Below are 19,887 nucleotides of genomic sequence, written 5' to 3'. Positions count from 1 at the left end.
GTGATTGAATGGCTCCAAGAAAAAAAACGAGGAATGCCTATTGGATCGGAGTGCCGGAGGAAGCCTGTCAGGCTGCCGGCATATCGGTTGGTCGGAATACAAATACAACAGCTTATTTTCGTTATGCATTTCATGTGACCCGGCCCACGGGACTGAAGTTCAGAATCAGTGCAAACAGCAGGTATCGGCTGTGGATCAATGGGCGTCCTGTTGCCTCCGGCCCCTGCAAAGGGGATTCCTGGCGGCAGTATTACGATACGATAGATGCATCCGGGTATCTTCAATCCGGTCTGAACTGTATTGCAGTCAAGGTGCTTGCCTATCCTGCCTATGCAGCAAAGGACGAAGGGATGAATCCGGCACCGCTTTCCGTCATGACAAACGGAGCGGGGCCCGCACTGATGGTGGAGGGGACCTGCCGGAAGGGAAAGGGCAGGATCCTTGCCGATATTGCGACGGGCTATGGGAAATGGCTTGTTTCCCTGGACAATGCAACTGAATGGGTCGCCTGTCCGGAGAATTTCTGGATGGGAGCATCCGAGAAGGTAAACGGAAACCGTCTCCCCTATGGATGGAAGACGCTTCCCGATCCGGAGGGGCGCTGGTTCCGGGCAAAATGTGAATGGATGGCTGCAGGGGATCCCAATGATGCCATTCATGGGATTCTGCCGCCTATGCCTCTGAAGGAACGGCCGATCCCCATGCTTTCGGAAACGAAGCGCTTTTTCCATCGGGAAATGCCCCTGGGCCATGCAGACGGGGAGTTGTCCGGCAAGCCGGCGGAGTCTTTGTCTTTTCCTGCTCTGGATCACGACGATATGGCAGTTTCACTGAAACCCATGCGTCGGTATGTGACGGTTCTGGATGCGGGAGAGCTGACGACCGGTTTCCTGATTCTGCGGCTGCGGGGCGGAGCAGACAGCTCCATCCATATCCGCTATGCGGAAAGCTTTTGTCGGACAACGGAAGACGGCGGGGTAAAAAAGGAAATACGGGATGATTCGGAACACGGCATTCTGCCGGGGCATGAGGATGTTTATCTGCCGGCCGGCAGGGAGGAACAGGAGACATATGAGCCTTTCTGGTTCCGTACCTTCCGCTTTGTCCGGCTGGAGGTGAACACAGGTGCAGATCCCATGAGCCTTTATCCTCTGACGTTTCTGGAAACCGGATACCCTTTGGATGTCATAACCAATGTGGAGTCCTCCGCTTCCTGGGTCAACGGGGTATGGGATATCAGCCTGCGGACGCTGAAGCGCTGCATGCATGAGACTTACGAGGACTGCCCGTATTATGAGCAGCTTCAGTATGCGATGGATACCCGTTCGCAGATCCTGTTCACCTATATGATAAGCGGAGATACGCAGCTCGCCGAAAAGGCCATGGAGGATTTCCGCTGCTCCCTGATGCCAAACGGACTGCTTCAGTCCCGCTATCCGTCCAGGCAGCCACAGGTGATCCCGATATTCAACATCTACTTTATTTTCATGGTGGAGGATTATTATTGGCAGACCGGAAAAGTGGATTTGATCCGGAAATACCGTTCGGTCATCGACGGGATTCTGGAATGGTTCCAGGGCCGGATCGGGAGTTCCGGTTTGATTGAGGATCTGGGATACTGGCCCTTTGTGGACTGGGTCAACGGATGGGATCATGGTGTTCCGGCGGCAGTTGAAAAGGGGCCGGCTACGGTTCACAGCCTGCTGTACGCGGCAGGATTGCAGTCTGCAGCACGACAAAATGAGCTGACCGGCAGAAAGTATATGGCGGCAGAGTATGAGGAACGTTCCCGCGGGATTCTTCAGCAGGTGGAAAGCCAGTGCTGGAGCAACAGCCAGGGTCTGTTCAAGGAAGGGCCGAAGGTTTCGGAGTTCAGCCAGCATACGCAGGTTTGGGCAGTTCTTTCAGGACTGGTCCGGGGAAAACGGGCAAAGAGCATGATGATGAAGTGCCTTGCATTGGATGATATCTATATCTGCTCCTATTCCATGCGGTTTTATCTGCTTCGGGCTTTGGAAAAGACGGATTTGTACGACCGGAGCGAAAGCATATGGGAGGACTGGCAGAAAATGCTGGAGCAGCATCTGACGACATGCCCGGAAGATGATGTGAATATGAGAAGCGATTGCCACGGCTGGAGTGCCCTGGCCCTGTATGAATTCCCACGTTGTATTCTTGGGGTAAAGCCTCTGGAGCCGGGATGGGCAAAGATCGGCATTGAGCCGCATGTGTTGTCCCTGCCTGACTTCAGCGGAAGTGTGGTGACTCCGAAGGGAGTGGTTCAGGTTTCCTGGGAGAAGCAGGACGAGCACTTTTCTATATCCGGTCATGTACCGGACGGGATTCCGCTGGAGCTGTATTTGCCCGACGGGACCAAGCAGCTTTATCTTCAGGGCGGTCCCTTTGAATTTTAACCATGACGTTAAAATCTTTCCAGGCCTTCGGGAGTGGAAGCCGTTCATTGGATTACAGAGAGCAAGAAAGCACAAAGAAAAAGAGTGGAAAAGAGAAGAGTCTCTTTCCGCTCTTTTTTAGTCCTTCCTGTGGGGAGTTTTGTTATTTTTCTGTATCGTCAGATCCTTCTCCGATGTCGGAATCGTCGGTGTCATCATATTCCACATCGTCGTATTCTTCCCAGTCCTCTTCCCCGTCTTCCCCGTCCTCTTCCTCCTCGTCGTACATGTTCTGAAGAGCATCGATGAGTTCATCCATCCTATCCTCTTCCACCGGGAGAAATTCCTCGTTTTCACCGTCTCCGACGACTTTCATGATATAGACGTCCCTTTCTCCGTCAGTGTTTTCCGGTTCCGGATCATTGGCGTCTGTCAGCAAGGCAAACTCTTCGTCCCCGTATGTGAAGTAATCAACAACCTCCATCTCAATTTCCTGTCCGCTGTCGTCCGTAAAGACCAAAAGATCTCTTTCCTCACTCATAGGAAGTACCTTCCTTTCTGTTTGATAGGATCATTTTATCCTATATTTTTTGCCAATACAATGATTTTATGAAAAAATAAGCGAGAATACGCCCGCTTCTTAAACGGTGAGGAATCGCCTCTGAATATACATCATATACTTCTGAAAAGGGGTTGCATAAAGTTACCAACAATGATACGATCAGAAGATAGGTTCTAAAGGGTAGGGAGGTGTCATTTTGTTCAAGGCATTCCTTGAGGATTTGGATAAAGCATATCAAAATTTTTTCCAGAGTAACGGTTTTCCAAAGTTTAAAAGTAAGTATGATCCTTCCCATAGTTACCGTACCCAAATGGTGAACGATAACATCAAAGAAAAAAATATGTTATAATACATCTAAGAGAAAGCGTTGTCGCAGCCGGTTTTCACGGGAAATAGACTGCCGGCAGGAACAGAAACAGGGCTTTTGATTCATACTCTGAAGGAGGTTTTCAAGTGAGCAGCAAAAAATTATACCGCTCCGCCAAACAGCGTGTTTTGGCCGGTGTCTGCGGGGGCCTGGCCGAATATTTTGACATTGATGTTACCATGGTCCGGCTGATCTGGGCACTGTCTGTTTTGCCGGGGGGTATCGGCCTGATATTGTACATTGCAGCCATTATCATTATTCCGAAAGGGGAAAACGGCAAAGGCACGGTCATCACGGATGAGGACGGAAAGGAAATCTATGTATCGGAGGACGAAGATGCCGGTACCATCAGGCATAATTCCATGCTCTTTATTGGAATTATTTTGATTGTTCTGGGCGGATTGACCTTGCTGAGCCGGCTGTATCCTTTCCGGATCTTCTGGAATCAGGTGGGGAAATACGGATGGCCCATTGTATTGATCCTCATCGGGATTGTGATATTGGTGACTGCTTTTCAAAATAAAGGCCGATAGGAATCTGTCCATGCTGGATTGAAAAAGAAAAATGCGGGCTTGCGGTTTTTTCTTCCTCTCAGGGGGGATAATGATTATCGGACAGACGGTATCACAAATCCGGAATCAGGAGGGGGACCGAAGCCGAAAGGGGCATGGAGAATGAAGGCTCCGTTTAGAATCGGTGACCTGTTGGTCTATGTGTTTATCCTGCTGCTGACGGCTGGCAGCTTTGCAGGGCTGTATCGGATGGGAGTCGGTAAGGATGTCCGCCGCGTAACGGTTGAGGTGGGAGGAAAGCTGATCGCCACATATGATCTTCCGAAAGGGAACAAGGAAAGGGAAGTTCGTGTCGACGCCGGGAATGGCTGTTATAATCTGTTGAAACTGACCAGCTCCGGCGTTTCTGTTGAGGAAGCCAACTGCCCGGATCAGGTTTGTGTAAAATGGGGCAGGATAAGCAAGCCGGGACAATCCATTGTGTGTCTTCCGCATAAGGTAGTCATCAGCATTGTCGGCAATCGGGAGGGGGAACCCCTGGACGGCATTGCATCTTAGGATGGAACCATGGAACAGCGGTTGGTATGATGGTAGGAAATAGCGGATGGTGAGGCATGAAGCAAAGCAGGAAAATGGTTTATATGGCTTTACTGATATCGCAGGCGCTGGTTCTGCATTATCTGGAAGGCTTTCTTCCGCCTCTGGCTCCGGGTGCCAGATTGGGGCTGGCCAATATCGTATCCCTGATTGCCCTGCATTTGTTCGGGTTCCGGGAGGCGATGGCCATCGTGTTGATTCGTTCTGTACTGGGACCTATTCTGGGAGGAAGCCCCATGGGGATCCTCTACAGTCTGGCGGGAGGGACGCTTAGCTGTATCGTGATGGCAGTTCTGTATAGCCGCTTTAACAAATACTTCAGCTTGCCGGGCATCAGTGTGGCAGGAGCGGTTTTTCACAATATCGGACAGATTCTGACCGCTTCCGTGGTTTATGGTACCATCGGCATTCTGTTTACTTATCTTCCAGTTTTGATGCTGTCGTCTGTTATCACCGGGAATTTTATCGGACTGGCAGCAAAATACATCATTCGGTTTCTGGACAGAAGACAGCTTTTTGAGCAGACCGGCTGAAGGGTACAGGAGGATTGCTTTTCGAAATATGGGAATCTGGGAAAAACACCGGGGGATGGAGGAGGATTTGGACAGGGTTGACAATCTGATACGGAAAACCCTGCAGTCCAGTCAGCGGACCCTGAAGGATGTGGTAAACGATCTGCTGTCCGCAGGGGGCAAACGTCTGCGGCCGGCTGTGGTGCTATTGTCCGGCAGATTCGGCAGGTATGACGTACATAAGCTGATTCCCCTTGCCGCTTCAGTTGAGATTCTGCATATGGCGACTCTGGTCCATGACGACATTATTGACAGATCAGAGATGCGCAGGGGAAAGCCCGCGGTCCACAGCCGCTGGGGCGTGGAAACGGCGGTTTTCACCGGCGATTTTTTATTTACCAGGGCATTTGATCTGCTGAACCGAACCATATCCCAAAAGAACGTCCGTTATTTGTTCCAGACCGTCCGGGCAATCTGTGAGGGAGAAGTGGAACAGTTTGAATCAAGATATCGGGAAGAGAGATCGGTAAGGGAGTATCTCGGGCGTGCCTCCCGGAAAACAGCCATGTTCTTTGCCCTTTGCTGCCGGCTGGGCGCATCGGAATCCTGCTGCCGGCACGAAACCATCCGGCATCTGAGAAAGTTCGGCCTGAATTTCGGCATGGCATTTCAAATTACCGATGATCTTCTGGACTTTGCCGGGAATGGAACGGAGATGGGAAAGCCGCTTTGCAGTGACTACCGGGAAGGCATCTATACCCTGCCGGTAATCTATACTCTGCAGGATCCTGACTACAAACATAAAATAGTTCCTTATATCGGGGAAAAAGGCCCGGACGATCAGGACATTTCCATGGTCGGGCAGCTGGTGGAAGAGAGCGGCGGCATGGCCCGGTCCCGGAGGATGGCGCAGCGTTTTCTGAATCGCAGCCGGGACAGTCTGGCTGCTTTGCCGGATATTTCTGCCAGAGAGGTGCTTTGGGAGCTGACCGATGAGCTTATCCGGCGAAAGTCCTGAGGAATGCAGCAGGAAAAATCTTCTGATTTCCTGAAAAAAGCGGATTTCGGCAGGAAAACGGCTTTTCATGGGCGAATTCCGCATATAGAATGACATGGAGTGAAACAGATGAAGAGCAAAAAAAGCAATCAATGGGTTTTACTGCATGCAATGAAATAAGCGGAAAGGTGGTCTCGTTATGATCACAAAGTATCCCCCTGTAAATGGGAAATTTCCTCACATACTGCACGGTGCTGACTACAACCCCGAACAGTGGAAGGACACCCCGGAGATATGGGATGACGATATGCGGATGATGAAGCTGGCTCACTGCAATGTGGTGTCGGTGGGGATTTTTTCATGGTCCAGTCTGGAGCCGGAGGAAGGCCGGTTTACCTTTGACTGGCTGGACAACATCCTGGACAAGCTGGCAGAAAACGGCATCCGTGCCATACTTGCCACTCCCAGCGGCGCACGGCCGGCCTGGATGTCCTATCGTTATCCGCAGGTTCTGCGGGTCCGGCAAAACCGGCAGCGCATTCTGCACGGTGAACGGCACAATCATTGCTATACTTCTCCAATCTATCGGGAAAAGGTTCAGATCATCAACCGAAAACTGGCAGAGCGGTATAAGGATCATCCGGCGCTTCTGGTATGGCATGTTTCCAACGAATACGGAGGTGCATGCCACTGCGATTTGTGCCAGGAAGCCTTCCGGGCATGGCTGAAGGAAAAATACGAAGGAGATCTGGACAAGCTGAACCGGACGTGGTGGACGGGCTTCTGGAGCCATACCTATACGGACTGGTCCCAGATTCAGTCGCCGGCCCGTCATGGGGAACAATCGTTACATGGACTGAATCTGGACTGGAAACGGTTTGTCACGCATCAGACTATTGATTTTTTCAAAAATGAGATTGTTCCTTTGAAGGAAATCACGCCGGATGTTCCGGTTACGACCAATTTCATGGGAACGTTTCCCGGTTTGGATTACTGGAAATTTGCCAGGGAACTGGATGTTGTCTCCTGGGATAGTTATCCCGCATGGCACGGGGAGATACCGGACCGGGAACTGGGCGCCAATGTCGGATTTCTCCACGATATCAATCGTTCCCTGAAAGGCGGCAAACCTTTTATGCTGATGGAAAGCACTCCCAGTGTGACCAACTGGCAGCCCGTTTCCAAGCTGAAACGGCCCGGAATGCATTTGCTTTCCTCTCTCCAGGCAGTTGCCCATGGCTCCGATACGGTGCAGTATTTTCAATGGCGCAAGAGCAGAGGGGCGTTTGAAAAATTCCATGGAGCCGTTGTGGATCACTACGGGCATGAGGACACCCGGGTTTTTCGTGATGTGACAGAGGTTGGCAAGGTACTGGGCAAGCTGGATGAACTGGTCGGTACCACCGTTCGTCCGGAGGTCGCCGTGATTTATGACTGGGAAAACCGATGGGCCATGGACGATGCACAGGGAGTCCGGCGGGAAAAGGGATATCAATCCACCTGTGAACTGCATTACAGGGCATTTTGGAATCAGGGAATCCCTGTGGATGTCATCAGTGAGGATTGCGACTTTTCCGGTTATCGCCTGCTGATTGCCCCCATGCTCTACATGGTAAAGCCCGGTGTGGCAAAACGGATGGAACAATTTGTGGAAAACGGCGGAACTTTGGTGACCACCTATTGGAGCGGGATCGTGGATGAGAATGATCTGTGCTTCCTGGGCGGCTTTCCCGGCCCGCTCCGCAGGCTGACGGGAATCTGGTCGGAGGAAATCGATTCCCTTTATGACGGGGAGTGCAATTTTGCCGTTCCTGCAGCCGGCAATTCCCTGTCCCTGAAAAGGGAGTACCGGGCAGTGGAGATGCTGGATCTGATCCATGCGGAAACGGCGCAGGTGCTGGCTTCCTACAAAACTGATTTCTATCAGGGCAGACCGGCGCTGACGGGTAATTCCTTTGGGAAAGGAAAGGCATACTACATCGCATTCCGCAGTGATTTGGACTTTCTGACGGATTTCTATACCCGGCTGGTTCATGATCTGAGGATCACAAAGGTGATCGACACGGATCTTCCGGAAGGGGTAACTGCACAGAAGCGGAGTGACGGGGAAACGGATTATGTTTTCCTGATGAACTTTTCCAATACGGAGAAGACCGTGGATCTGAACGAAGACGTTTTCCGGGATATGCTGGACGGAACCAGGGTGGAGGGCAGACTGCAGCTTTCGGGCTACGGTGTCCGGGTTCTGGAACGGAAACAGGGATAGACACAGGACACAGAGACAACGGGTTCGGGGCGCATAACAGACAAGGCGCTTATGCGTCCGGAGCCCGGTATTTTCAGAAATGAATCATTATTTATGGGAGGACATTATGCCGAGGCCGGAACATACATTTAAAACTGAAAAGTTGGTATAAGAAATCAACGATAAAAAAGCCATAAAAATAGCCAATTACAGCGATAGCGGGAAAATATTTTAGAAAAATATTGCATCCCGCTGCTTTTTATGATATAATATTACGTTATAATATATAATAACAACGTAAAGGAGGAAAAGAATGGAAGGCATTTCACAAATCCACCAGAAAATCTATCAACTGAATCAAAAAAGGTGGGAGCTGCTTGAGAAGATTATGACCCCGGGACAGCTGCTGGCTGCGTCATTTTACGAAAGAATGACCAAGTGCGGCAATCCCAACTGCAAATGTGCATCCGGTGAACTGCACGGTCCTTTCCCCTGGATCTACCAGAACCTGAAGGGCAAGAAGCTGATCTCAACTTCCTGTGTGGCGGACAAAGTCGAGGATGCCCGAAGATTTTCTGAGAATTACAAGGCGTTTAAAGAAAACCGGGCGCAAATCAAAGCATTGGATCAGGAGATCGATGAATTGGCGGCTCAGATCCAAACCTTTTATGAAGTGGACGTAACAGAATTCGTAAAGAAAGCGGGGGAAAGACGTGGTAGAAAACAAAAGAGAAGCGAAGAAGGCCCTGAAAAACAGGAAGGTTGACATGGCCATCCAAACAAATTGGCCGTTCATCGGCCCATTCATGAAATTTCTCGGGAATATGGGGATTCTGTGGGATCTCAGGAAGATCACCGGCACCCATATCAGAACGATGCTTGGAATTCATATTTATGTGCTGTTGTACTTACTGAAAATTATTGTGGGTATCCCAACAACACGGGGCAGTGAGGCGTTGCTTGGGGATAAAGGAGCCATGAGTCTGATCGGCTTTGATGTGGAGACCGTTAAGGAAGGCCTGTGTAAAAGAGGAGACGCCAATCAGCACGGAGAAGGCTATAAAAAAAATACCCTGTGTCATGAATGTGTTTACAGTATTAGACAATATTGAGAAATGCTGTATCGAAAGCACAATGGGGGTTTACAATACCGTTGTACGAAGACTCAGGAGACTGCTGCGGAGCGGAATATTTGCGTTGGACTCTACAATCGTTGAGACAAGGCCGGATTTTCCGGGGTGTGGGAAGACGAAAAGAAAAAAGGAAGGCCGTCCCAGCGACCCTCCCGAGTACAAATACATATACGGCTTCAAAGTATTCGTGCTGTATGAGATAAAGTCGCGAATCATTGTTGCCGTAAAGATTGTACCAGCAAATGAGGATGATCACAAGTATTTCTTGCCTATGATCAGGCAGGGCATACACAATTGTGGGAAAAACCGCATTGAAACGGTCATTGCGGACCGGGGCTTTCTGGACGGCGCTCAATTATGGGAATTGAAACACAGACTGAAGATTGACTTTATTATCCCGGCAAAGGCAGGCATGATTATCCGTGAAGATGCGATAGCTCTGCGGAAGGAGTATCAGAACAAGCCATTGGCACAGTGGGTTTACGGAAAGGGCATATGCCAGGGTTACGGGGTGGACGGTCTGCAGTCGTATCTTGAGTATAACCCGAAAGGAGTACAGAACAATAGCAAAACAAACGGCACTCCTCTGAATGCTGTGGTCGTCACAATGTGGAAAGGACAGGCCGTGCCTGTGGAAGATCAGATTGTACTGCTGACCAGCCTGCCGGCCGAGGAGGATGCGGCAGGCATTCCAAAAAGATATCGGCTGAGGTCGCTGATCGAAAACGGCGGGTTCCGGGAACTGAAACAGGCGGCATATCTGAAGCGGTTACCCAGAAGGAAGGGCAAGTACGCAGAAAACGCGGCATATATGCATATCATTCTATGCATCTTTGCTCATACGCTTTTCTATGCCTTTCTGGGGTGGCGTAAAAAGGAAGCTCCCAGGCAGTCTGACGGGGACTGCCTGCGGGAATGGAGAAGGCGGGAATCCATAAGGGATGGTGGTAAAATCCTTATCATCGCCAACGTTAAGTACTACGCATTCTTTGATTTAGATGAAGTACTGGATATACTTGGTGTCAGGCAGAAATTCCGGATAAAGAGGAATTGCTGAACAGACCGGCTTTTCATAAGATTACCAATTGGAATTAATTGGCATACCTAGTGTATGTCTATTCGTGTTACCCATTTTTAGTCAAATGTCGCTGTCCTGATGGATTACAGTTGGTTCTCTGGCTTAATTTAACCCAGTAACACCCATATATTTACTTTTAAAGAAATATAGTTCTAATAATGCTATTTTTATAAAAACATGTGCTGTCCCTCAGATTTTTTGCATTTCTTATACCAACTCTTCAGTACATTTAAAAAGTTTTGCTTGATTTGTTTTGCGAGATCGGTTATAATAAATGTTGTCAAAGGAAAGGTATCATATTTATGGGGACGTAGCTCAGTTGGCTAGAGTGTCTGACTGGCAGTCAGAAGGTCGAGAGTTCAAGTCTCTTCGTCTCCACCATAGAAACCTGCTGATATCAAGGATCGGCGGGTTTCTTATTTTCTTGGAGTATCATACAAAGTTAAAAATGGGGACTGTTTGGGGACCAAAGCCATATAAAGGTACAAAAATACGCAAGCAGGTAAAAATAGCAATAAAGAATTGAGAGATAGGTTTAGGTTAGTGAGAACATATGGTGGTAAAGCAGAAGACTGGGATAAGAAAGTAGGAAAGATAGAATCAGATAGATTTATTTTTGATATGTCCTTTTTCTAGAGATTGTATATCTGTATCCTTTGATGGGGAAGTTAAAGATTATAATGGTATTGATGATGTGATGAAAGATCCATTCTATGATGGGAAATCATTGAATGAAATATCTGAGAAATTGATACTTGGATAGAGGGTCGGATTTCAATTTGCTGTACAACAGTCGGAGAAGCTGAAACGCAGTTCGAAAAGTTGGATTGTCTCTTAAACATTGCCGGTATTAATGATCTCAGTTACCAAAAGCTGATGCCATGCGGCTAACCGCACGGCATCAGCTTGTACGATGGATGCATACCATCAGACACCTACGGAAACCGTTTCCGGCAATGTACTTCCTCCGTCAATCACAATCGGGGTTCCTGTGATATAGCTGGATTCATTGGATGCAAGAAAAGCGGCCAGCTCGCCAATTTCTTCAATTGTCGCAAGCCGACCCAGCGGTACTGCGTCTGCAATTCCCTTTGTTACCGAAGCCGGATCCTGTGCATTCGATTCGCGTGCAATCTGATCTGCCATCGGAGTCTGTACATATCCGGGCAGAATCGCATTGCAGGTAATCCCGTCTTTGGCAAATTCACGTGCAACGGAACGGGTAAAGCCCATAATGGCGGCTTTGGTCGTTGCATAGGCACATTCACCGGGATCTGCAACGGAAACGCCTGTCACAGAAGACATATTGACAATGCGTCCGTATTTCCTTTTCTGCATGGAAGGAATGACGGCCCTGGTGACATTCCAGACACCCTTGATATTGATATCAAATTGGAAATCGCGCATTTTGTCCGTCGTTTCAAGCAGACCGCCCAGGCGAATGACACCCGCATTGTTTACCAGTGCATCAATTCTGCCGTATTTGTCAATTGTTTGACGAACTGCCTTTTGAACGCTATCCGGATCACTGACATCTATATGAACGGCAGTTGCCTCATGTCCTGCATCTTTCAGCTGCCTGGCAGAATCCTCCACCTGATCAGAAATATCGGCGAGAATAACTTTTGCGCCGTATTTTGCCAGTACCCTGGCTATTCCAAGACCGTTGCCCATTGCAGAACCCGTGATTAATGCTATTTTTCCATCCATCTTACTCATATAACTACCTCCCAATAATAATTTCATATGGAACGAACAGGAAGAAAAAGCACCGATTCAGTGGGTTTCCAGTACTGTAAACAGCAGGAATCCCTTGTTCAAGTATATATCCGTCGGGAGGGAATTGCAATAAATTTGGCAGGAGTCTGGATTTTAAAGTGGTCATGATCATTGGGATCATTCTCTTGGTTCTGTACTTTTTGATGAGCCTGCAGGATGTTCAATTTATGGTGAAAGTCCAGGCGGTTATGCTGTTCGGAAATATTGGGGCAGCAGTGGTCACCGGATTGCTTCCGTTTTTTTCCGGCCATTGGAGTTTCTCGAATATCGCTCCGATATTTCATACGAATCTTTCTTCGTCACTGGGCATTCCGGGATAGATTATTGGTATGGCGCTTTTAATCAGCCCCTTTTTCGGGTTGATCAGTATTTTATTCATTATACTTGAGAATACGGGTACTTTTATGAAGGACTTCTTCAATCTGATGTCTTTTGGCTGCTCGGGCCTTTTTTATTACATGGTCACAGCAGCATCGAAAAAGAGTATGTGTCATTTTGTCGATCCGGAAGCAAATTCTATTCCGGTAATATTTATACAAGTGTTTTTTTATAAACTCTGATGAAACAGCAGGACAAAGAGCATGCGCATTGAAAATGGAATGAATTATGGGGTATAATGAAATGGAAGATTGTCGAAGTAAATTCAGTAAGGAGAATTCATATGAGTGAGAAACGCAATCAAAGCGGGGAAGAGCAAAGCAGTGAGCATACGGGCAGGGAAAGAGCGAATGCGGATTTTCGGGTGAAGCCGAATTCGTTCAGTCATATCAAAAAAGTCATTGGTGTGGTAAGCGGCAAGGGCGGCGTGGGGAAGTCCCTGATTACATCGCTGCTGGCAGTTTCCATGAATCGGGCGGGCTATAAAAGTGCCGTGCTGGATGCGGACATAACAGGTCCCTCCATTCCCACGATGTTCGGGCTGAAACAAAAAGCCACCGGCAACGATCAGGGTATTTTACCGGTACCAAGTAAAACCGGTATTGAAATCATGTCGCTGAATCTGCTGCTGAAAAATGAAACAGATCCTGTGATCTGGAGGGGGCCGATCCTGTCCGGAACGGTAAAGCAATTCTGGACAGAAGTAAGCTGGGGCGATATCGACTGTATGTTTATTGATATGCCTCCGGGCACAGGCGATGTGGTACTTACGGTTTTCCAGTCCATTCCCGTGGACGGGCTGATCGTAGTGACCTCTCCCCAGGAGATGGTTTCCATGATCGTATCCAAAGCGGTAAGAATGGCGGAAATGATGAGCGTACCGATTCTTGGCCTGATTGAGAACATGGGATACATTACATGTCCGGACTGTGGAAGGAAGATCAAACTGTTCGGTGAAAGTCACATTCAGGATATTGCAACAAAGCATGGAGTGGATGTGCTTGCGAGCCTCCCTGTGGATCCCGGACTGGCTGCGGCCTGTGATGAGGGAAGGATCGAGGAGTTCCGGGGCGACTGGCTGAACCATGCAGTGGACAGGCTGAAGTAATATGGGGATAACGTTTTCTGAAATAATGTCTGAAGCAACATTACCTGGAAAGTGAAAAAGCAGAGTGTCCTGCCGCGGAAAACTCTATCGTCAGTAAATTTTGAGAATAAATGAAAAAAATACATGATTTCGAATCATTTTTATCATACTATGGATGTTTGGAAAACTATGAGTATGAGAAGGAATGATTCGATTGCTTTTTGGATATATCATGCGAAAGATCCACTTTCTGATGAATTATAACCGGACACAGCACGAAGAGAACCGGAAGGCGCATCAGGAAGACACGGAGAGCAAAACGGAAACCGGGAAAGATCTTTCACAGAATCTCAACACACTGGAAGCCATGCTCAGTGACAGCAGCGATCTGAAAGTCCACTCATTCCGGACCGGGCCGGATAAGAGTCTGTCGGGAGCATTGGTCTATTTCGACGGGATGGTAAACAATACCACTCTGACGCAGGCGATTATGCGTCCTTTAATGGCCTGGAACGGGGAAAACACTCATTTGCCAACGGGGAAAGGACGCGGGAATCTGTTGGATGTGCTTGCTCAGGAAGTGCTGAATGTTGCCAGCGCATGCCCGGTGCAATGGATGGAGGAGCTGGTGTCAGGCTGTTTGTCCGGGCATACCATACTGCTTCTGGAGGATTGCCCCGGCGGCCTGGACATCAATACGGAGGGATGGGAACACCGGCAGATCACCGAACCGCAATCCGAGACGGTGGTGCGAGGTCCGCGGGAAGGGTTTACGGAGGATCTGCGTACCAATATCACCATGCTCCGGCGTAAAATCCGCAGCGGACAGCTTCACGTTGAGCAGATGAACATGGGAGAAAAAACCCGAACCGCCGTAAGCCTGCTGTATCTGAAGGATGTCGCCGATCCCCGGGTAGTGAAGACGGTAAAGACCCGTCTGGACCTCCTGGATCTGGATTCCGTCCTGGAATCGGGATATCTGGTGGAATATATCGAAGACGCGCCTTTCTCCCTGTTTTCCACCGTGGGTTACAGTGAAAAACCGGATGTCATTGCGGCGCGGGTTCTGGAAGGACGTGTGGCCGTTCTGGTGGATGGTACGCCTTTTGTTTTGACGGCGCCGATGCTGTTTGTGGAAAGTTTCCAGACAGCAGAAGATTATTATGCCAGGCCGCTGTATTCCAGTCTGATCCGGCTGCTGCGCTTTATCGCCTATCTCATGACAATATTCCTACCCGCCGTTTATATTGCCCTTACCGTCTTTCATCAGGAACTGGTCCCTACCCAGCTCCTGTTTACCTTTGCAAATGCGCGGGAGGGGACCCCCTTTCCTGCCTCTGTTGAGGTAACCACTATGATGTTTACCTATGACATCCTGCAGGAAGCGGGAATCCGTCTTCCCCGCCCGGTTGGTCAGGCCATCAGTATCGTGGGAGCCCTGGTCATGGGGGAGGCCGCTGTGGAAGCGGGCCTGGTGGGGGCTCCCACTGTGATTACCGTGGCGCTTACGGCGGTAACCAGTTTCCTGATTCCCATGCAGAACAACTCCACCTATATTTTACGCTACATCATGATTGCACTTGCATCCTTTGCAGGCATATACGGCATTTCCATGGGACTTCTGAGCCTTTTGATTCATCTGGCTTCGCTTACTTCCTTTGGGGTCCCTTATTTCGACGGGCTGTCCTGGACCCGGAACCTGCAGGATTCGGTAGCCCGCATGCCTCTTTGGACCATGACCCGGCGTCCGAAGTACATTGCCCACGGTGATATCAAAAGGCGCCATTTCTTTGTGCCGCCACGTCCCTATTCAGAGGAAGAAGGGGAAGAGGGCGGTCCGGAGGGGGATTCGACATGACGGTATCAGGGATGCGATTTCGGCGAACACGATTCCGGCGCATTACAGCAGCTGTTCTGCTGAGCTTTTTGATCCCTGCAGCTTTATCCGGCTGTTGGGACAGCCGGGAGCTGAATGAGCTGTTCATTGTCACCGGTGTCTCATTGGACAAGGCGGATAACAGCGACGAGATGAATATTGCCTTTCAGATCGGAAAACCGGAAGCCAAGGGATCCGTAGCGCCCGGCGGCGGCGGGTCCACTGAGGAAAAGCCAACATTGCTTGTCCGAAGTACATCAGATACCGTATCAGGAGCGGTTTTGGACATTGACCGGGACAGCAGCCGTACCCTGATGCTGGATCATAATCAGGCCGTGCTGATTGGGTCGGATCTGGCAAAGCAGGGGGGAATCAGGGATCACCTGGATCTGTTCCTGCGGGATGAGGAAACGCGTATGGAAGCACTGATCATGGTGGTGGACGGGCACGCAGAAAAGTTGCTTACCGCCGATACGGGAGAGGACAGGATTTCGGGCGTCTATCTCTGGCGGATGATGGAGAAGCTGTCCCAGACATCTCCTTACTATCATGTACGCCTGAAGGATTTTGTATCCCGGCTGCTGGAGCAGGCCACATCTCCTGTCGCGCCGGTGGTAACACTGACCCGGATGAATGACAAGGACCGGATAAAAATTGTCGGATTGGCAGTGTTCAAGGGAGATCGGGTGATTGGCCGGCTGGACAATCAGAATGTACCGGGATATCTCTGGGCCATGGGGGATGTAAAAAGAGGCAGGTTTAAAACCAGATCCGAATCGGGGACTGCGGAAATAGAGATTACAAATCTGGATTGCAAAAGGGATGTCACACTCCGGGAGGATGGGAGCGTACAGGTAAAGCTGAATGTGGATGCCTCTGCCATTGTTGGTGAGCTGAAGGGATTTCAGGGCTTTACACCGGATGGACTGATGACTTATCTCATGGCGGCTTCCCGGAATGAAATCCGGAATGCCATCGTAAATACGTTTGACATAGTGCGGGATTTGAATTCCGATATTTATGGGATTGGTATGTCCGTATACCGCAAGTATCCCAGGGAGTGGAGAAAAATGAAGAAGCAATGGGACAAAATCTTTCCGGAAACGGAGCTGGATGTGAAAGTCCGGGTGCGGATTCCGTCTACCGGGCAGGTTGTGGAATCGCTGGAGATGGGAGTGGATCAAAATTGAGGATGGAAAAGGCCCGGATTTCCGGCCCGCAGTTCCTTTTCACGATTGCCTGCTTCCTGCAGGCTTCTTCGTTTCTGACCCAGTTCGTTGTGGATGTGGCAAAGCAGGATTCCTGGATTGCCATTCTGTCCGGAATTGTGTGTTTCCTTCCTGTCCTGTGGGTGTACCGGACCTTGATGGTAAGGTTTCCGGATAAAAATCTGCTTCAGATCTTTGAGGAAGTATATGGACGGGTGGTGGGGAAAATTCTGGGATTGCTTTATGTCTGGTACTTTATCACACTAACTTCCCTGAATCTTGCTGATCTGGGTGGAATTACAAGGTCTGCTGTGATGGAAATGACGCCCACGGTTGTGCTGCTTGTAATGTGTGTGATCGTTTCGAGCTGGGCAGTCCGGTTTGGCATTCGGGTGGTTACGCGGTACAGCTTTCTGTTTTCCATTCTGTCCGTCCTTATATTGACTGCTTCCGTACTGCTGCTGATGGATCAGATGAATCTGCAGAATTTTCTGCCTATGCTGGATCAGCCGGTTATGAAATATGTACAGGGCATTCATGTCATTACCACAATTCCCTTCGGTGAGCTGGTGGCACTTCTGATGATTACGCCCAATCTTCAATTATCCGGGAAGGAGGTTTCCAAATACCTTTTCCTCGGCTTTCTCATGGGCGGAATCTTCTTTTTGATCACTATGATGCGTGACATTGCAGTGCTGGGCAACACGATGAATCTGTTTTCGTTCCCCTCCCTGATGGCATTCCGGCTGATCAATTTGGGCGAAGCCTTAAGCCGCATGGAAATTCTGTTTGTCATCGCACTGGTTTTGCTGCTGTTTTTCAAGGTTACTTTTTTGCAGTATGTTTCGGTGGCAGCCGTTGCGCAGCTCACGGAAACCAGATCCTTCCGCCATCTTGCGCTGGCCGTCGGCGCGCTGATAGCTGTCTGCGGGCTCACGATGCACCAGCCATCTGAGGTGCAGTATGCCGTCACCGGTTATGAAAGCACACCGATTGTCTGGACGTTCTTTGAAATTTTTATACCGTTCCTGACGTATCTTCTGGCCAAATTGAGAAAGCTGCCCAAAACGGACGGGAAAAAGCCTGCGGCAAAGGGGAAGAGGTGCAGGACATGAGCCTGGCACTGGTCGTGATCGGATTTGCACTGATTGTGCTCCTGGACCTGATTCCCCTGATCCGGAAAAGGGACGGACATGGCATCGCTGCGTTTCTTCTGCTGTTTTCACCGGCACTGGTGCTGGCGGTATTACAGGCAGTTGGTGTGGAAGTCCCGGGCATTGTAATTGTGCTGTGGAGAAAGCTGCATGCCCTGGGACTCACTTACTGATCATCCGGCAGACTGCGGATGGCATTCTCCATCTGATGCCGGATCAGATATAGAACATATATCCCTGGCCTTTTTTGTGCTTCTCTGCCTCCACAACCAGATCATACAGTGTGATCCGGCCCAGCGTATCCCGGATGGTACTGTCCAGCACATCAAACGCAGAATACCGCATGGCTGCCTCAATATCCGGAGCCTTCTCCTGTACGGTGTCCTCCGCCGGTTCAAACAGGGACAGCTCCACTGCGGATAAAACGTCCAGAACGGTGATCTGCCCCGGCATCCGCATCAGCTGGTACCCGCCCTGGGCACCTTTTATGGAACGGACAATGCCGCCTCTTTTCAAAAGGGAAAAAACCTGTTCCAGATAAATTTTGGAAATCCCCAGCTTTTCCGAAATGCTGATGACGGTAATATATTCGCCGCTGTTGTACTTTTCGGCCATACGGATCATGGCGGCAAGCGCATAGCGGCCCTTTGCTGAAATTCTCATATTGTTGTCTCCATTTCATACTTATATGATATGTATTCAATGATATGTAATAATGAGAGGATTGTCAAGGGCGGCACAGAAGATATGTCATGGCTATGGAAAAGCAGACTCCTGTTTGACATATGCGGATGGGGATGCTAACATGAAAATCATGAAAATGAAATCCGGCGGGAGCGTCGCAGAAACGCGCAGTAAGCAGAAAGACGAAGGGAAAAGTGGAAAGTATGAATGTCAATATCCGGGATATCGCAAGAATGGCTGGAGTATCGATCACAACAGTTTCGCGTGCATTGAATGGTTACCCGGATATCAGCGAGGCAACCAGGGCACGGGTACAGCAGGTGATGGAGGAATGCGATTACCAGCCGAACAATGCGGCGCGCAATCTGAAACGCACCCGCAGCAATACCGTCGGGTTACTGATGGAAGGCAGTGCCACCCCATTTCTTACCGATCTTTCGGATATCATTGAAGGGGAAATCAATGAGCACGGCTATTCCCTGGTGCCGCACCGGGTAACAAACGGGGTCAGCGGAGTGGATACTGCCGTACAGCTTGTGATGGAGAAGCGCCTGCAGGGGCTGATTATCTGCGGAGGGTATTTTATCCATACCTTTGAGCAGCTGCAGCGTTTGCCGGTGCCCAGCATATTCTGCACGACCACGCTGACCGGGATTGATCCGGAGGCCTATTCCAGCGTAGGCGTGGATGACCGGAAGGCGGCAATGGAGGCAGTGGACTATCTTTGCTCCATCGGACACCGGGATATTGCCATTCTCGGCGGCATTGAGCAGGACCAGGGCGGTGTTTCCAGCCTGCGGCTGCGCGGTTACCGCGACGCGTTGAACAAAAACGGCATCGGTTTTGATCCGGCTTTTGTCCGCTACTGTGGATTGTTCACCATGCAGCGCGGTTATGACGCGACCCGTGAACTGCTGGAAGCCGGCCGCAGACCCACCGCGATTTTCTGCGTGGCAGATCAGCTGGCGGTAGGCGCATGTAAGGCAATCTTCAATGCAGGTCTGCGCATTCCACAGGACATTTCCGTTATGGGCTATGACGGCACCGATATTACACGCTTTTATGAGCCTTCCATCTGTACAGTGCGACAGCCGAAAAAGAGAATTGCGAAAAAGACTGTGGAGATCCTGTTCCATCGGATGGAGCGGAAGGGGCCCAACCTTCATGTTGTTTACCAGACCGAAATCGTTACCGGAAAATCATGTGCTTCTCCCCGAAAGGCTTAGTTTTTAAGAGATTATACTGTTTTTGAAAACTACAGCGAGAAACTGCAATAAGGAAATTATTTGAGCTTCTATGGTTAGTTTGTAAAATTTCTATAATAT

At 49.7% G+C, this 19,887-nt stretch carries 19 protein-coding genes and 1 tRNA gene; 17 read left to right on the top strand and 3 right to left on the bottom strand.

Going from position 1 to position 19,887, the window contains the following annotated elements:
* Positions 1-8: 8 nt before the first annotated feature.
* Complete coding sequence (locus QBE55_01750) at positions 9-2,414, top strand: family 78 glycoside hydrolase catalytic domain (GenBank protein ID WZL78918.1); 2,406 nt, start codon at positions 9-11, stop codon at positions 2,412-2,414.
* Positions 2,415-2,556: 142 nt separating this feature from the next.
* Here QBE55_01750 and QBE55_01745 read toward each other — a convergent pair whose 3' ends face one another.
* On the bottom strand, positions 2,557-2,934 hold the full coding sequence (locus QBE55_01745) for a DUF1292 domain-containing protein (protein ID WZL78917.1): 378 nt from the start codon (positions 2,932-2,934) through the stop codon (positions 2,557-2,559).
* 474 nt (positions 2,935-3,408) lie between these two features.
* Here QBE55_01745 and QBE55_01740 point away from each other — a divergent pair, with 474 nt between their 5' ends.
* The 9 genes from QBE55_01740 (at position 3,409) to QBE55_01700 (ending at position 10,777) form a co-directional block, all read left to right on the top strand.
* Positions 3,409-3,855 (top strand): PspC domain-containing protein, encoded by a 447-nt coding sequence (locus QBE55_01740; GenBank protein WZL78916.1) that lies wholly within the window; start codon positions 3,409-3,411, stop codon positions 3,853-3,855.
* Between the two features lie 141 nt (positions 3,856-3,996).
* Positions 3,997-4,392: a NusG domain II-containing protein gene (locus QBE55_01735; protein WZL78915.1), complete on the top strand. Its 396-nt coding sequence runs from the start codon at positions 3,997-3,999 to the stop codon at positions 4,390-4,392.
* 56 nt (positions 4,393-4,448) lie between these two features.
* On the top strand, positions 4,449-4,964 hold the full coding sequence (locus tag QBE55_01730) for a Gx transporter family protein (protein ID WZL78914.1): 516 nt from the start codon (positions 4,449-4,451) through the stop codon (positions 4,962-4,964).
* Complete coding sequence (locus QBE55_01725) at positions 4,948-5,961, top strand: polyprenyl synthetase family protein (protein WZL78913.1); 1,014 nt, start codon at positions 4,948-4,950, stop codon at positions 5,959-5,961. The genes QBE55_01730 and QBE55_01725 overlap by 17 nt, the downstream gene beginning before the upstream one ends.
* Positions 5,962-6,142: 181 nt before the next feature.
* Positions 6,143-8,206: a beta-galactosidase gene (locus tag QBE55_01720; GenBank protein ID WZL79837.1), complete on the top strand. Its 2,064-nt coding sequence runs from the start codon at positions 6,143-6,145 to the stop codon at positions 8,204-8,206.
* 292 nt (positions 8,207-8,498) lie between these two features.
* Complete coding sequence (locus QBE55_01715) at positions 8,499-8,951, top strand: hypothetical protein (protein WZL78912.1); 453 nt, start codon at positions 8,499-8,501, stop codon at positions 8,949-8,951.
* A 1-nt stretch (position 8,952) separates the two neighbouring features.
* A complete protein-coding gene (locus tag QBE55_01710; protein WZL78911.1) occupies positions 8,953-9,297 on the top strand; it encodes a hypothetical protein in 345 nt (114 codons plus the stop codon).
* Positions 9,266-10,375, top strand: a complete 1,110-nt coding sequence (locus tag QBE55_01705; protein ID WZL78910.1) for a transposase — start codon at positions 9,266-9,268, stop codon at positions 10,373-10,375. The genes QBE55_01710 and QBE55_01705 overlap by 32 nt, the downstream gene beginning before the upstream one ends.
* A gap of 325 nt (positions 10,376-10,700) precedes the next feature.
* Positions 10,701-10,777: transfer RNA gene (locus QBE55_01700), tRNA-Ala, on the top strand.
* Positions 10,778-11,323: 546 nt separating this feature from the next.
* On the opposite strand, the gene ucpA is transcribed toward QBE55_01700, so the two are convergent.
* Positions 11,324-12,115, bottom strand: coding sequence for an SDR family oxidoreductase UcpA (gene ucpA, locus QBE55_01695; GenBank protein ID WZL78909.1), 792 nt, complete (start codon positions 12,113-12,115; stop codon positions 11,324-11,326).
* 227 nt (positions 12,116-12,342) lie between these two features.
* Here ucpA and QBE55_01690 point away from each other — a divergent pair, with 227 nt between their 5' ends.
* The 6 genes from QBE55_01690 (at position 12,343) to QBE55_01665 (ending at position 18,051) form a co-directional block, all read left to right on the top strand.
* Positions 12,343-12,495 (top strand): hypothetical protein, encoded by a 153-nt coding sequence (locus tag QBE55_01690; GenBank protein ID WZL78908.1) that lies wholly within the window; start codon positions 12,343-12,345, stop codon positions 12,493-12,495.
* Between the two features lie 341 nt (positions 12,496-12,836).
* Complete coding sequence (locus tag QBE55_01685) at positions 12,837-13,661, top strand: Mrp/NBP35 family ATP-binding protein (GenBank protein ID WZL78907.1); 825 nt, start codon at positions 12,837-12,839, stop codon at positions 13,659-13,661.
* Between the two features lie 184 nt (positions 13,662-13,845).
* Positions 13,846-15,498 carry a spore germination protein gene (locus QBE55_01680; GenBank protein WZL78906.1) on the top strand — a complete coding sequence of 551 codons (1,653 nt, stop codon included), beginning with the start codon at positions 13,846-13,848 and terminating at the stop codon, positions 15,496-15,498.
* Positions 15,495-16,706: a Ger(x)C family spore germination protein gene (locus tag QBE55_01675; GenBank protein WZL78905.1), complete on the top strand. Its 1,212-nt coding sequence runs from the start codon at positions 15,495-15,497 to the stop codon at positions 16,704-16,706. The genes QBE55_01680 and QBE55_01675 overlap by 4 nt, the downstream gene beginning before the upstream one ends.
* Before the next feature lie 2 nt (positions 16,707-16,708).
* Positions 16,709-17,839 (top strand): endospore germination permease, encoded by a 1,131-nt coding sequence (locus QBE55_01670; protein WZL79836.1) that lies wholly within the window; start codon positions 16,709-16,711, stop codon positions 17,837-17,839.
* A complete protein-coding gene (locus QBE55_01665) occupies positions 17,836-18,051 on the top strand; it encodes a hypothetical protein (protein ID WZL78904.1) in 216 nt (71 codons plus the stop codon). Before QBE55_01670 ends, QBE55_01665 begins: the two co-directional genes overlap by 4 nt.
* Before the next feature lie 43 nt (positions 18,052-18,094).
* On the opposite strand, the gene QBE55_01660 is transcribed toward QBE55_01665, so the two are convergent.
* Positions 18,095-18,541, bottom strand: a complete 447-nt coding sequence (locus tag QBE55_01660) for an Rrf2 family transcriptional regulator (protein ID WZL78903.1) — start codon at positions 18,539-18,541, stop codon at positions 18,095-18,097.
* Between the two features lie 224 nt (positions 18,542-18,765).
* On the opposite strand from QBE55_01660, the gene QBE55_01655 reads away from it, so the two are divergent.
* Positions 18,766-19,788: a LacI family DNA-binding transcriptional regulator gene (locus QBE55_01655; protein ID WZL79835.1), complete on the top strand. Its 1,023-nt coding sequence runs from the start codon at positions 18,766-18,768 to the stop codon at positions 19,786-19,788.
* Positions 19,789-19,887 lie beyond the last annotated feature (99 nt).

It is taken from the genome of Eubacteriales bacterium mix99 (assembly GCA_038396605.1).
Classification (GTDB): Bacteria; Bacillota; Clostridia; order Caldicoprobacterales; family DTU083; genus UBA4874.
The sequence above is the reverse complement of the archived record's forward strand: the minus strand, read 5'-3'. Positions and strand labels throughout refer to the sequence as shown.